Source organism: Atopobiaceae bacterium, from assembly GCA_022483015.1.
Classification (GTDB): Bacteria; Actinomycetota; Coriobacteriia; order Coriobacteriales; family Atopobiaceae; genus JALCUE01.
This window is the reverse complement of sequence record JAKVOB010000001.1, coordinates 1,400,240-1,414,231: the sequence shown is the minus strand read 5'-3', so window position 1 is coordinate 1,414,231 and position 13,992 is coordinate 1,400,240. Positions and strand designations below refer to the sequence as shown.

Below are 13,992 nucleotides of genomic sequence, written 5' to 3'. Positions count from 1 at the left end.
GTATCGTTGGGATGCCGAGAATGGCACGGCACTCCTGGCGCGACCCTACGCCTGGGACCTCTCGGCGGCCTCGACCACGTGCTTGGCCAGGATGGCCGTCGTGACCGAGCCGATACCACCGGGGACCGGGGTGATGGCGGACACGATGGGTTCGACCGCATCGAAGTCCACGTCGCCGACGAGGGCCCCGACACCCGCGTCCCAGTTGATGCCGACGTCCACCACGGCCTGTCCCGGCACGACAGTAATCCGCGCCCACCATGCGGGCATGGCCGACAGCGACCACGAGCACCTGCGCACGACGGCACTTCTCGGCAAGGTCGCGCGTGTGCGTATGGCACATCGTGACGGTGGCGTTCGCCGCCTGGAGCATACACGAGACCGGCTTGCCGATGACAAGGGAACGTCCGATGACGGTGACGTCGGTCCCATCCAGCGCACAGCCATAGTGGTCGAGCAGCGCCATCACGGCCTCCGCCGTGCAAGGTGCGAACCCACGAGGTCGGCTCGTGAGCACCCCATACAACGAGCCTGGCGTGATGCAATCGACGTCCTTGGCAGGGTCGAGCGCCGCGCAGGCGGCCTGCTCGTCGAGCGGGGCCGGGAGTGGGCGGAGCATGAGGCAGCCATGGATGGAGGCGTCCCCGTTCACGCGGGAGACGGCAGCCATGAGGTCGGTCTGCGAGCAGTCGGCGGCAAGCACGATCCGCTCGACCTCGATGCCGACCTTCTCGCAGCGCTTGCAGGCACCGCGCTCATAGGAGAGGTCGTCAGGACGCTCTCCCACCCGGACGATCGCGAGCTTGGGGACCACGCCCTCCGCCTTGAGCGCCACCGCGCGCAGCATCAGCCGCTCGGTGAGCGCAGCCGCCACCGGAGCACCTTTGAGTAGCTCGGCCATGGTCACTCCCCTCCCCGAACATCGTTCATGACCTGCACGGCAAGAGCCTCGGCACGGGGGCACCACTCAGCCAGCATCTGGTCGCACTCGGCCTCCGTCGTGCCGGCAAGCTCGCGGTCGGCGAGGTCCCTCGTGTTCACGAAGACGTTGAGGCTTGCCGCCTCGAGCGCCCCGCGGCACAGGAGCGCCCCGCAGCCCACGTCCGAGAGGAGCAGGCGCGAGCCCTTCTCGCCCAGCTCCTCGAGGGTGGCGATGGCCTGGCAAACCTGCCGCATCATCTCGAGGGGTGCCGATATGGCGCCCCTGGTCGCTCGCTCGAGCGCCGCGGGGCGAGCCGGATCATCCTTGGGGATGGCATAGGCCTGCGTGAGGGCGATGACCCCGGCCGCATCGGAGTCGACGAGGTCAAGGAGCGTGGCCCTGATGCCTTCCACCTCGTCCAGCATCCTCGTGAGATCGGCCTCGTAGGCCGCATAGCGTCGCTTGCCACGCGTGAACTCAGCAGCCATGGACCCGAGGGCGACACCGAGCGCGCCTACCAGGGCAGCGGCCCCGCCGCCACTTGGAGCGGGTTGCCGAGCCGCGACGGCATCGACGAAGTCATCACAGCTCATGGCAGTCAACGCTTCGTTCATCTGCATCCTCCCAGAAGGTGCTGACAGCTTGGACCGGACGATGGCATCCACGCAGGGAGGTTGCAGAGCACCCTGGCCGAGCGCTGCCATGACACCAGAAGCTTCCCGCTATAGTACGGCACCGAGGGATCAGGGCGGTTCGGGAACGTTTCTTCAGCGATTCCCTCCCGCATGGCAGCGTCGTACCTGAGCGTCACCTGTCCGTATGCCGCGTCAACACGGTATAGTAGAAGGACTTCCTAAGACGAGCGCGACGGCTTCTTGAGGGGATGTGGGTGGGGATATGCGAGATATAGGCAGTCACCAGAAGACCACAAGAACATGGCCCGCGTTCCTTGTGCTGCTCACGCTCATGCTCGGGTTGGGCATCGTACCCGTCCCCGGGGTCGTGGACCTTCCCGAGTTGCAGCCCACCGTGGCAGTCGCAGAAGAGGCCCAGGAGTCCTCCCTGCAGCAGCGTCTGTCCGCCATCGAAGGCGTGACCAGCGTCACGCCGATAGAGCAGGTACCCTTGGCGGATGGCACCCTTCCCTTCAAGGAAAAGTACCTGGTCACCATCGAACAACCCATCGACTGGGACAACCCCGGGCTGGGCACCTTCCAGCAGCGCATCGAGGTGGGCTATCAGGGCGATACGAACGTGAACGTCTATGAGACGGGCGGCTATATGCTCTTCGACACCCTGTACCCCGGCTACCTTGCATACGACGACCGCGACGAGCTCTGCAAGACCTATGACGCGAACCTCATCAATCTCGAGTACCGCTTCTTCGGGCAATCAACACCTGCGGGCCTGTCCAACACCTCGACGGACCTCTGGGAATACCTGACCGACGAGAACGCCGCGCAGGACTTCCATGCCATCATCGGCAAGATCAGCCAGGTGCTTTCCGGCAAGCGCGTGTTCACGGGTGCCAGCAAGGGCGGCTATGCGACCAATGTACAGGCATCTCTGTATCCCAATGACGCAGATGCCTTCGTCTCCTATGTGGCCCCCCTGTGCGATGGCACGCAGGACCAGCGCTTCTACCGCAACGTCAATGAGACCATCGGCGACACCGGCATGTCTGCGGAAGAGGCCGAGGAAGACCGTGACCTGGTCCTGCAGTTCCAGGTCGAGTGCATCAAGAACCGGACGACGTTGGTGGAGAGGCAGAAGGAGGAAGCCGCGGAAGCCGGATATACCTTCGGGGCAGACGACAACGTCATCTTCGACATGCGCGTACTGGACTTCTCCGCCACGGAATGGCAGTACTACCAGGACTTCGACACGATCAAGATCACCCTGCAGGAGACGGACCCACAGAAGAAGGTCGACGACATCTGGGCTCTGATGCAGTACAGCCCTTTGTACGCGTACGCGAAGGAGGGTCCGTTCTTCCCCTACTACGTTCAGGCATCGACACAGCTGGGCGAGAACTACCTTGACTTCTCATACCTGCGCCAAGGACTCAAGGATGCCTATGATGAGGCCAAGGCCTTAGATCCCACCGTCGACGAGAAGGACTATGAGCTCTCCGTCACCCCCGAGATGGAGGACGGCCTGCTTCAGAAGGTGATGCTCACCGCCGAGCAGCGAGCCACGTTGAAGTACTCCGATGACATGCATGACAAGCTCATCGACTGGTCCAAGACCACAACGGCGCACGTGGTGATGCTCTACGGAGGTACCGATCCCTGGTATGCCGTACGCATCCCTGACACGAGCAACCCCAACGTCCATCGCTACGTCGCGCCAGCCAAGAACCACAGCGTTCGGATGAGCGACCTCACGACCGATGAGCAGACGGAGCTGAGCGGTCTGTTGGACAGCTGGCTGATCGACTATGACGTGACCTTCGACATGAACGGCGTCGGCACGGCGCCGGATACCGAGGTGGTAGGCAAGGGGCTCACGGCCACCAGACCAGACGATCCGTCGGCATCCGGGTGCACCTTCGAGGGCTGGTATGTCGACAGCGCATGCACCGAGACCTACGACTTCGACACACCAGTGACCGGTGACCTCATCCTTCATGCCAAATGGGAGGCAGTGATACCTGAGCCGCAGCCACAGACCGTGGTTCCAGCCTCGACGACAGCTGCCACCACGGACGTGACCGTGACGAGCGTGGTGACCGCTCATGTGGCATTACCGGACACCAGCGACAGGGCCACGTCACCAATCGTCATTGGCACCTGCGCAATCGCGGGCGCAGCCGGTACGGGGACGCTCCTGATCAGGCGTCGCCGCCGTGCCTGCACCCAACGGTAGCCTTGATACGAATGTCCTTCCGGCCCATCCACCACGAGGTCGACGGACGGGATATGACTGTCACATCCCAAAGCACCCGCACTAGAAGGCACCGTGACCGATTGGCAAGATATCCCATGAGGGACCTGCTGCCCCTGGACGGAAGGCCCAAGCCATCTCCACGAACCGAGGGGTTACGCCGTCAGCGAGGCGGTCGGCAGAACATGTGATGGCACAGATTTGAGGTTAGACATCGACGGCATGCGCCACTGGTACGAGTTCTCATATGGTTGATCAAGGCCCGAGTCCGCTAGCAGGGACGATGTGATATCAACATTTTTCTCTTTAGAAATGGTAAGCCAGGAGGAATGGCTAACCTCGATTTTCTGCCACCCGAGCAGACCTCAATCGGTCACCACAAGGCTGACGGGTAGGTCATGGACGTCGACGACGCCGAGGGCAGCGAGGTCGTCCACGAGCTGCACCTCACGGCAGAGGCCCATCGAGACCCCATCGAACCCAGCAAGGAAGGTGTCATAGAAGCCGCCCCCATAGCCCAGACGGAAGCCATGGGCATCAAAGGCAAGACCTGGCACGAGCGCTAGGGCGACGAGGCCGTCGGAAGCAGGGTCCACGAGGGTGGCTTCGTCGTCTGCAGGCTCCTCCACGCCCAAGGAGCTCTTGGACAGCCCATCGAACGTATCGATGCGGTGCCAGGTCATGAGCCGTGTGTGGACAACGCACCGGGGGATGGCGACCGTCTTGCCATCTGCCCAGGAACGCTCGATGATGCCTCGCGTCTCGACCTCCGCACCAAAGGAGAGATAGGTAAGGAGCAGGTCCGCACGCTCGAAGGCGGGCGATGCCACTACACGGGCTGCTATGGCCTCGTCGGCGAGGGCACGGTCATCAGGTGGTATCGCCGACCGGAGCTGGCGATACCGACGACGGAGCTGGGCCTTGCGCGCACAAAGCGAGCCCTCCCCGACCGTGACGCCAGCCACGGCCCGGGAAGGCTCACCTGGGATCCCAAGCTCCATCGAGGTCTCCTTAGGCCACCAGTGCGACCCGGTCCGGCGCAGGTGCTACCGCCTGACTAGCCAAGGTCGGCAATCTGTGCCTGGAGACGCTCGATGCCAGCCGTGAGCTCCGCGGCACGGGCGTGCTTGGCCTCCACGACCTCGGGCGCCGCCTTTGCGAGGAAGCCCTGGTTGGCAAGTGTGCGCTCGACCCCGCTGAGGTCCTTCTGCGCTGTGGCGAGCTCCTTCTGGAGCCGCTTGGACTCGGCACCGAGGTCCACGAGGTCACCGAAGACCACGAAGGTCTCGTGGTCGCCATCGACCAGGCTCACCGAACCAGCTGGCTTGGGCGTATCGGTGCCCAGCGTGAGCTCGCCGACATGCCCGACGTTACGGACGAAGTCGCGCTGGCCCTCGAGCCGCTCCACGTCCGCCGCGGGAGCCTTCACGGCCACGTCGAGGTCGACCTTGGGGCTCACCCGATAGTGAGCGCGAGCGGAGCGGACCTGCATGACGAGCTGCTTTGCGAGCTCGAAGTCATGCTCGGATGTCTCGTCGATGAAACCGGCGAGATCGTCAGGGTCAGGCCATGAGGCCTCCATGAGGAAGCGGCCCTCGTGGGACTCCTCGTCGAGCCCACTCGCGGGCATGGTGTCCCAGATGGCCTCGGTGACACAAGGCATCTCGGGGTGCAGCATGCGCAAGGACACGTCGAGCACGTACATGAGGTTGCGCTGGACCTGGAGCTTCTCGGCCGCAGTACCATCCAGAAGCCGTCCCTTGCAGAGCTCGATGTACCAGTCACAGACCTCGTTCCAGAAGAACGACTGGAGGCTACGCGCGACGTCGCCGAAGTCATAGCCCTCGAGGTCGTCGGTAACGGTGCGGCATGCCTTGGCCAGGCGGGAGAGCATCCAGGCGTCCTCGGGTGTGGTGGCCTTGGCGGGTCCGGGGGTGTAGCCGTCCATGTTCATGAGGACGAACCGGCTCGCGTTCCAGATCTTGGTGACGAACGACTTGGCCGCGTCGGTGCGGGGGCTCGCGACGGTGCCGTCCTTCTCGGTGATGGCATCGAAGCGCACGTCCTGGTTGGTGGTGATGAGCGTGAGCAGGTTGTGGCGCATGGCATCGGCACCGTAGGTGTCGATGAGCTTCATGGGGTCGACGCCGTTGCCCTTGCTCTTGGACATGCGGCTGCCATCCTTGGCGAGGATCGTGGCGTAGATGACCACGTCATCGAAGGGGACCTGCTTGGTGAAGTAGAGGGAGCTCATGATCATGCGAGCGACCCAGAGCGCGATGATGTCGCGGGCGGTGACGAGGGCCTTGGTGGGATGATGGCCTTCGAGCTCCTCGGGGTGGTCGGGCCATCCCTGCGTGGCGAAGGTCCAGAGCTGGCTCGAGAACCACGTGTCGAGCACGTTCTCGTCCTGGTGCACATGATGGCCGCCGCACTTGGGGCAGGTGTCGACGTCGTCCATCGACGCGTCCTCCCAGCCGCAGTCGTCGCAGTAGAAGACCGGGATGCGGTGACCCCACCAGAGCTGGCGCGAGATGCACCAATCCTTGAGGTTCTCCATCCAGGTGAGATAGGTCTGGCGCCAGCGATCGGGGTGGAAGGTGACCTCGCCGTCCTCGACGACCTTGGTGGCAGGTCCCTTGAGCTTGTCGACGGCCACGAACCACTGCTCCGAGAGCCAGGGCTCGAGCGCCGCGTCGCAGCGGTAGCAGTGCATCACGGAGTGGTTGAGGTCCTCGATGTGGTCGAGGAGGCCGTGGCTCTCGAACCAGTCGACGATGGCGGTACGGGCCTCGTCGCGGTCCATGCCGGAGAACTCGCCGTAGCCTTCGACCACATGCGCGTGCTCGTCGAAGATGTTGATCTGCGGCAGGTCGTGCGCCTGGCCCATGGCATAGTCGTTGGGATCGTGCGCCGGGGTGACCTTGACGAACCCGCTGCCGAAGTCCTTGTCGACGTGCCAGTCCGAGAAGATCGGGATGGGCCGGTCGACGATGGGCAGGATGACGTTGTGACCGACGAACTCGGCCTTGGTGGGGTCGCTCGGTGAGACGGCGACACCCGTGTCGCCAAGCATCGTCTCGGGACGGGTGGTCGCGACGGTGATGTAGGTCATGCCATCGACCGGCTCGTCGAGCGGGTAGCGCAGGTGCCAGAGGTGGGAGTCCTCGTCGCGGTACTCGGCCTCGTCGTCGGAGATGGCGGTGGTGCAGCTGGGGCACCAGTTGACGATGCGCTTGCCACGGTAGATGAGGCCGGCATGGTACCAGTCGCAGAAGACCTTGCGGACGGCCTTGGCGTACTCTGGCGACAGCGTGAACTTCTCGTCCTCGAAGTCGACGGAGCAGCCCATGCGCTTGATCTGCTCCACGATGATGCCGCCGTACTCACGCCGCCAGTCCCAGCAGGCGTCGATGAACTTGTCACGGCCGAGCTCGAGGCGGGAGATGCCCTCGCTCTTGAGCTTCTTGTCGACCTTGGTCTGCGTGGCGATGCCGGCATGGTCGGTGCCAAGGATCCAGCGGGTGGAGCGGCCGCGCATGCGGTTGTAGCGGATGAAGGTGTCCTGGATGGTGTCATCGAGGGCGTGGCCCATGTGAAGCATGCCGGTGACGTTGGGAGGCGGGATGACGACGGTGCAGTCGCCGACGCCCTTGCTGCGCCGATAGCATCCGGCGTCGATCCAACGCTTGATCATGACCGGCTCGGTCTGAGCCGGATCGTACTGCTTGGGCATCTCTTCCACGGTGGAGCCTTTCCCTTGAATGCACGTGACCCGGGCCGCCACATGGGCATCATGCGGCGCACACGTAGTGAGGATACCATTCAACGCAGGCAGTGCGGCGCAGGGTCGGACGATGCGCCAGACAGGAGGGGGACTCGGGGCCATGGCACACGTCTCCAAGCGACCCGCCCTGGTTGCCACCTGCACGGTAGTCATCATCGCAGGAGGGGCCCTCGCCCTCTGGTCTGCAAATCAGACGAGCACCTCACAGAGCCAGGCGGAAGAGCCCACATCGACCATGGCCACGACGTGCGACGCCGCAGGGCAGGGGTCGCACGTCGAGATCTCCTGCCCGCTCGTGGACCAGAACGAGGAGGGTGCCGCGATGGGCTGCGAGGCGGCAGCGGCCTACATGGCACTGCGCGCGAAGGGCCACCTCGAAGGTTGGTCGTTCCTCGACTTCATCGACACCATGCCCTATGCGGACGACGGCAACCCCTACCACGGGTATGTGGGAGACCCTTGGAAGGACTCCGAGGCCTTCGACGGCATGATGGCATCGGCCGTCGCAGACTGGACGAATGCCTATACGGACGGCTCCTGCACCGACATCACGGGTTGCACCGAGGAGGACCTCATCGGTGCGCTCGAGGCCGGGGACCCCTGCATCGTCTGGGTAAGCGGGGGCTTCTCCCCCACCTGGAGGGTCGACGATTGGTTTGGCCCCTCCCTCATGGGAGAGCATGCGGTGACGCTCGTGGGATACGACCCAGACGGTCCGAGCTTCCTCGTGGCAGACCCCGGGACGGGCACGGCGTACTGGGTGGGATGGGACACGTTCGCCGCCTCGTGGGAATGCGTCCGGAATGCCGTTCGCGTCTCGTAAGGACCGTGCGTGACTCCCAGACGCCAGCTGTTACGCCATCTGGGAATGGATGTCACTGAGGACCCCGATGAGCCTATCGAGCTTCCACGCATCCGAGTTACAGTTGGCCGTCGTCATGACGGTCATGAGATAGGGCCGCCCATTGCTGATGATGATTCCCGAGTCGTTATAGGCCGTGAGGCTTGAGGGAGGGTACCAGCCAGGCTTTGAGTAGGTCGTCGAGGACCCACCTAACGTGGCATGGATCTCCGAGAAGTACCCATGGTCGAGGATCTGACGGCAGAACCCCGAATGGCCTGATCCGGACATGAGATAGGTGCCGATCTTGGTCCAGATCCGCGCAAGGTCACGCGCGTTCGTCCATGGGTATGCGATCGAACCATACCCGTAGATCCCAGCGGAGTTGAGCCAACTCGTGACCCCATCGCTCCCGAAGCGGCCTCGCAACGCAAGATAGGCATCGTTGTCAGACCACACGGCCGTGCGCTCCATCAGGTCTGCAACGTCGTTCTGACTGACCCGGCCAGTGTCGAGAAGGTCCTGGCAGATGTAGGCGATGTATGCCGCCTTGAAGCAGCTCGCAGCATACCTTGACGCAGAGGGGTCATAGGAACACCCGGCACCGGTCGTCAGGTCCATGAGGACGAAGCTGGCCGACTGGCCAGAGTCCCAGAACAGGTGCAATGCCGACCAGAGACGGTTCGCGAGGTCGCCTGAGATCGACCATCCGGAGGTATCCCCGAACGTGGTGAGCCCACCGTTACAAGAGCACTGGTTGATCAGGGACATGAGCGAGTCAAGCGAGCTGATCCGCCCGTCGTTGTCTGCCATCCAGAACCTCTGGTTAGCATCTATGTAGAGACCACGCACGACATATCCAGTGTCTTTGCGACCATAGTACTGGCTCGATCCCACCGAGAAGAGTCCCGTCCTTGCGCCCTTGTAGTCGCTCCAGGCGTTGACCATGTAGTAGCGCTGCAGCGTGCCCCCGTCGTAGGCGCCGGTCACGAGCCAGCCCGACTGGGTCGCCAGCTTGCCCTCGTTGTCGGCCAGGAGCACGGTGGAGCCCCAGCCCATCTTGCCGCGCATGACGTAGCCCGCGCCGCCGACGCCGAAGCAGCGGCCGTAGCCGGCCACCGAGAAGAAGCCGGAGCACGCGCCGTGGTCGGAGGCGCTCACGTAGTAGCGCTGGAGGCCGGAGCCGTAGTTCTGAACGACCCAGCCGGTGCTCGTGCCCCAGGCGAGGCGCCCGTCGTTGTTCGCGACGTAGACCCTGCCGGCGCCCGTGTCGTACGCGCCGCGGGCCACATATCCCGCGGGGGTGGTGTAGTGGGCCCAGCCCGCCGCGGAGTAGCCGGTGACGCAGCCGTGCTTGGCGGCGCTCACGTAGTAGCGCTGGAGGCCCTGGCCGTAGGCGGAGCTCACGTGCCAGCCCTCGGAGGTCGCCAGGCGGCCGTCGTTGTCGGCCAGGTAGGTGACGGTGCCCGAGGTGAGGTGGCCGCGCAGGACGTAGCCCGCGGAGGTCGTGTAGTGGGCCCAGCCTGCCGCGGAGTAGCCGGTGACGCAGCCGTGCTTGGCGGCGGTCACGTAGTAGCGCTGGAGGCCCTGGCCGTAGGCGGAGCTCACGTGCCAGCCCTCGGAGGTCGCCAGGCGGCCGTCGTTGTCGGCCAGGTAGGTGACGGTGCCCGAGGTGAGGTGGCCGCGCAGGACGTAGCCCGCGGAGGTCGTGTAGTGGGCCCAGCCTGCCGCGGAGTAGCCGGTGACGCAGCCGTGCTTGGCGGCGGTCACGTAGTAGCGCTGGAGGCCCTGGCCGTAGGCGGAGCTCACGTGCCAGCCCTCGGAGGTCGCCAGGCGGCCGTCGTTGTCGGCCAGGTAGGTGACGGTGCCGGAGGTGAGGTGGCCGCGCAGGACGTAGCCGGCGGAGGTGGCGTAGGCCCAGTACCCCGCGCCCTCGGAGGGCGAGACGAGCCTGGAGGCGGCCACGGAGCCGCCGGAGAGCCAGTAGCGCTGGAGCCCCTGGCCGAAGGCGGACGTCACGAGCCAGCCGGAGGCCTGGACGCGGCCGTCGTTGTCGGCGATGCGCCTCGCGCCGTCGGCGCAGGTCGCGGCACCGCGCAGGACGTAGCCCGCGGGGGTGGTGTAGTGGGCCCAGCCTGCCGTGGAGTAGCCGGTGACGCAGCCGTGCTTGGCGGCGGTCACGTAGTAGCGCTGGAGGCCCTGGCCGTAGGCGGTGCTCACGTGCCAGCCCTCGGAGGTCGCCAGGCGGCCGTCGTTGTCTGCCAGGTAGGTGACGGTGCCCGAGGTGAGGTGGCCGCGCAGGACGTAGCCGGCGGAGGTGGTGTAGTGGGCGTAGCCGTCGGCCGAGTAGCCGTCGGTGCAGCCGTGCTTGGTCGAGTCCACGTAGTAGCGCTGGAGGCCCTGGCCGTAGGCGGAGCTCACGTGCCAGCCGGGCGACTCGAGCCTGCCGTCGTTGTCTGCCAGGTAGGTGACGCCGCCCTCCGTGTAGCGGCCGCGCACGACGTAGCCGTACCTGGTGGCGTAGGCCCAGTACCCGGCCTCGGAGGCCTTGACCAGCTCGGAGGACGCGAGGGCCTTGGTCGTGGTGTCGAGCCAGTAGCGCTGGAGGCCGTAGGTCTTGAAGGTGGAGTTGACGACCCAGCCGGAGGCACGGGAGCCGGAGGCGTCGTAGTAGTACCAGCGCGAGCCCTCCTGGACCCACTGGTCCCTGTACGCCTGCGTGATGACGGTGGTGGTCGCGGCCTGGGTGGTGGCCGCCTGTGTGGTGGTCGCGGCCTCGGTGGTGGTCACCTGGGTGGTGGCCGTCGTGGCCGTGGCGGGCTCGTCGGCCGTGTCAGGCGTCGTCGCCGTGGTGGCATCGTCGGGCGTCGTCGCTCCGTCTGGCGTGGTGGCGTCAGGGGTCGTTGCCGTGTCGGACGTCGTGGCATCGGTCGTGCCCGGCGTGGTCGCCGTGTCGGACGTCGTGGAGTCGGTGGCATCGGTGTCGGGCGTGGTGGCTGCATCCGGGATGGTGGCCGAGGTGGGCGTAGAGGAGATGGGCGTAGCAACACGTGCCGTTGTGCCATCGCTCAAAGCACAGCCTTGAGATTCGTGAGCTTCGCTCCCGCTCACTGCAGACTCATCTAATGTCGTGATACTTAATGGTTCAAGAGTCGCTTCTTCAGCAGAAGCCGTTAGAGGAAGCGCCACGATGAGAGTCGACATGATTGCGAGCACAACCATTGACCTCGAAGTCTTTCTCATAGACCATCTCCCCCTTACCTGGCCGTCAAAGGAGGCGGCATGGGCCCCGTCGCCCTCCATACGCTCAGCTACGAAGGATCAAGCAACGTAGCGGAGGATGCCATCCCAGGGATAGCTGTAGTAGGTTCGCGTCAGAATCTCCCTGCCTGTCTGGTCGCCCGTCTTACCGCCGGTAACTCCGCCGTTCTCGTTGCCGCTTGCCTGCACGATCATCCCGTCTTGGATATATATCGCCGTGTGGCGGCACTCGTTGAGCAGGATGTCCCCATATTGGAGAGACGTACCCGCGCTGAGCCAGACGAAGCCGGCAGCCGTCAGGCACGACCGCATGTTACCGGTATAGGTCGCCCCATTCGTGTCGATACCAGCGGCATCAAGGGCGGAGATGACCAGCGAGGAGCAGTCATAGTCAGGACCCCAACGATTTTCTTGGTCATACCCATGGGAATCATCAGAGGCGATGCCCAGGGCCCAATTCACATAGTACGAGATGACATAAGAACGAGGCGCAAGCGTACCGACCCCGTCATTGTTGGTCTGGTACACATGACCGTTCCCGTAGAAGGTCCCGTTGCGAGAGACATAGAGGGCATCGTAGAGCCCGTAGTACGGAGTAGACCCCACCGTGAAGTACCCGAGTTTCGATCCCTTGATGTTCCCCGAGGCATTCACCATGTAGTAGCGCTGCAGCGTGCCGCCATCGTACTTCCCAGTCACTACCCAGCCGGAGGTAGTCTCAAGCCTGCCGTCGTTATCAGCGAGAAGCCCGTAGCCGTTCCAACCATACTTGCCCCGCAGGACGTAGCCCTCGCTAGTTGTGTAATGACCATAGCCCGCAGTGGAAAGACCGGTGACGCAGCCGTGCTTGGCGGCGGTCACGTAGTAGCGCTGGAGGCCCTGGCCGTAGGCGGAGCTCACGTGCCAGCCCTCGGAGGTCGCCAGGCGGCCGTCGTTGTCGGCCAGGTAGGTGACGGTGCCGGAGGTGAGGTGGCCGCGCAGGACGTAGCCCGCGGAGGTCGTGTAGTGGGCCCAGCCTGCCGCGGAGTAGCCGGTGACGCAGCCGTGCTTGGCGGCGGTCACGTAGTAGCGCTGGAGGCCCTGGCCGTAGGCGGAGCTCACGTGCCAGCCCTCGGAGGTCGCCAGGCGGCCGTCGTTGTCGGCCAGGTAGGTGACGGTGCCCGAGGTGAGGTGCCCGCGCAGGACGTAGCCGGCGGGGGTCGTGTAGTGGGCCCAGCCCGCCGTGGAGTAGCCGGTGACGCAGCCGTGCTTGGCGGCGGTCACGTAGTAGCGCTGGAGGCCCTGGCCGTAGGCGGAGCTCACGAGCCAGCCCTCGGAGGTCGCCAGGCGGCCGTCGTTGTCCGCCAGGTAGGTGACGGTGCCGGAGGTGAGGTGGCCGCGCAGGACGTAGCCGGCGGGGGTGGTGTAGTGGGCCCAGCCCGCCGTGGAGTAGCCGGTGACGCAGCCGTGGGAGGCGGCGGTCACGTAGTAGCGCTGGAGGCCCTGGCCGTAGGCGGTGCTCACGTGCCAGCCCTCGGAGGTCGCCAGGCGGCCGTCGTTGTCTGCCAGGTAGGTGACGGTGCCCGAGGTGAGGTGGCCGCGCAGGACGTAGCCGGCGGAGGTGGTGTAGTGGGCGTAGCCGTCGGCCGAGTAGCCGTCGGTGCAGCCGTGCTTGGTCGAGTCCACGTAGTAGCGCTGGAGGCCCTGGCCGTAGGCGGAGCTCACGTGCCAGCCGGGCGACTCGAGCCTGCCGTCGTTGTCTGCCAGGTAGGTGACGCCGCCCTCCGTGTAGCGGCCGCGCACGACGTAGCCGTACCTGGTGGCGTAGGCCCAGTACCCGGCCTCGGAGGCCTTGACCAGCTCGGAGGACGCGAGGGCCTTGGTCGTGGTGTCGAGCCAGTAGCGCTGGAGGCCGTAGGTCTTGAAGGTGGAGTTGACGACCCAGCCGGAGGCACGGGAGCCGGAGGCGTCGTAGTAGTACCAGCGCGAGCCCTCCTGGACCCACTGGTCCCTGTACGCCTGCGTGGTGACGGTGGGCCGCGGCCTGGGTGGTGGCCGCCGTCGTGGCGTCAGTGGTGGCGTCGGCGAGCGCGGCGGCCTTGTCGGGGGTGGTGGCCTTGTCGGCCGTGGTGGCGTCGGGGGTCGTCGCCGTGTCGGGGGTGGTCGGCGTGGTGGCATCGGCGTCAGGCGTCGTCGCCTCGTCAGGCGTGGTGGCGTCCGGCGTGGTCGGGGTGGTCGCCGTGTCGGGGGTGGTCGGCGTGGTGGCATCGGCGTCAGGCGTCGTCGCCTCGTCAGGCGTGGTGGCGTCCGGCGTGG

7 protein-coding genes and 2 pseudogenes are annotated in these 13,992 nt (G+C 65.3%); 2 read left to right on the top strand and 7 right to left on the bottom strand.

The genetic code is table 11. From position 1 onward, the window contains the following. Window positions 1–45: 45 nt before the first annotated feature. Window positions 46–901 (bottom strand): annotated as a pseudogene (locus LKE50_06000) (bifunctional 5,10-methylene-tetrahydrofolate dehydrogenase/5,10-methylene-tetrahydrofolate cyclohydrolase). A 2-nt stretch (window positions 902–903) separates the two neighbouring features. After that, window positions 904–1,536 carry a cyclodeaminase/cyclohydrolase family protein gene (locus tag LKE50_05995; protein MCH3968152.1) on the bottom strand — a complete coding sequence of 211 codons (633 nt, stop codon included), beginning with the start codon at window positions 1,534–1,536 and terminating at the stop codon, window positions 904–906. A gap of 283 nt (window positions 1,537–1,819) precedes the next feature. On the opposite strand from LKE50_05995, the gene LKE50_05990 reads away from it, so the two are divergent. Beyond that, the gene (locus LKE50_05990) at window positions 1,820–3,790 is read left to right on the top strand and encodes an InlB B-repeat-containing protein (GenBank protein MCH3968151.1); all 1,971 of its coding nucleotides are present in this window, start codon (window positions 1,820–1,822) and stop codon (window positions 3,788–3,790) included. A 383-nt stretch (window positions 3,791–4,173) separates the two neighbouring features. On the opposite strand, the gene LKE50_05985 is transcribed toward LKE50_05990, so the two are convergent. Both LKE50_05985 and LKE50_05980 read right to left on the bottom strand, forming a co-directional pair. After that, window positions 4,174–4,809, bottom strand: coding sequence for a 5-formyltetrahydrofolate cyclo-ligase (locus LKE50_05985; protein ID MCH3968150.1), 636 nt, complete (start codon window positions 4,807–4,809; stop codon window positions 4,174–4,176). Between the two features lie 56 nt (window positions 4,810–4,865). After that, on the bottom strand, window positions 4,866–7,553 hold the full coding sequence (locus LKE50_05980) for a valine--tRNA ligase (protein MCH3968149.1): 2,688 nt from the start codon (window positions 7,551–7,553) through the stop codon (window positions 4,866–4,868). A 142-nt stretch (window positions 7,554–7,695) separates the two neighbouring features. Here LKE50_05980 and LKE50_05975 point away from each other — a divergent pair, with 142 nt between their 5' ends. Beyond that, window positions 7,696–8,418 (top strand): C39 family peptidase, encoded by a 723-nt coding sequence (locus tag LKE50_05975; protein MCH3968148.1) that lies wholly within the window; start codon window positions 7,696–7,698, stop codon window positions 8,416–8,418. A 30-nt stretch (window positions 8,419–8,448) separates the two neighbouring features. On the opposite strand, the gene LKE50_05970 is transcribed toward LKE50_05975, so the two are convergent. The 3 genes and pseudogenes from LKE50_05970 to LKE50_05960 form a co-directional block, all read right to left on the bottom strand. Then, the gene (locus tag LKE50_05970) at window positions 8,449–8,910 is read right to left on the bottom strand and encodes a class A beta-lactamase-related serine hydrolase (protein ID MCH3968147.1); all 462 of its coding nucleotides are present in this window, start codon (window positions 8,908–8,910) and stop codon (window positions 8,449–8,451) included. Between the two features lie 2,147 nt (window positions 8,911–11,057). Next, window positions 11,058–11,255: pseudogene (locus LKE50_05965) on the bottom strand (hypothetical protein). A gap of 502 nt (window positions 11,256–11,757) precedes the next feature. Then, window positions 11,758–13,854 (bottom strand): NlpC/P60 family protein, encoded by a 2,097-nt coding sequence (locus tag LKE50_05960; protein ID MCH3968146.1) that lies wholly within the window; start codon window positions 13,852–13,854, stop codon window positions 11,758–11,760. Between the last annotated feature and the right edge of the window lie 138 nt (window positions 13,855–13,992).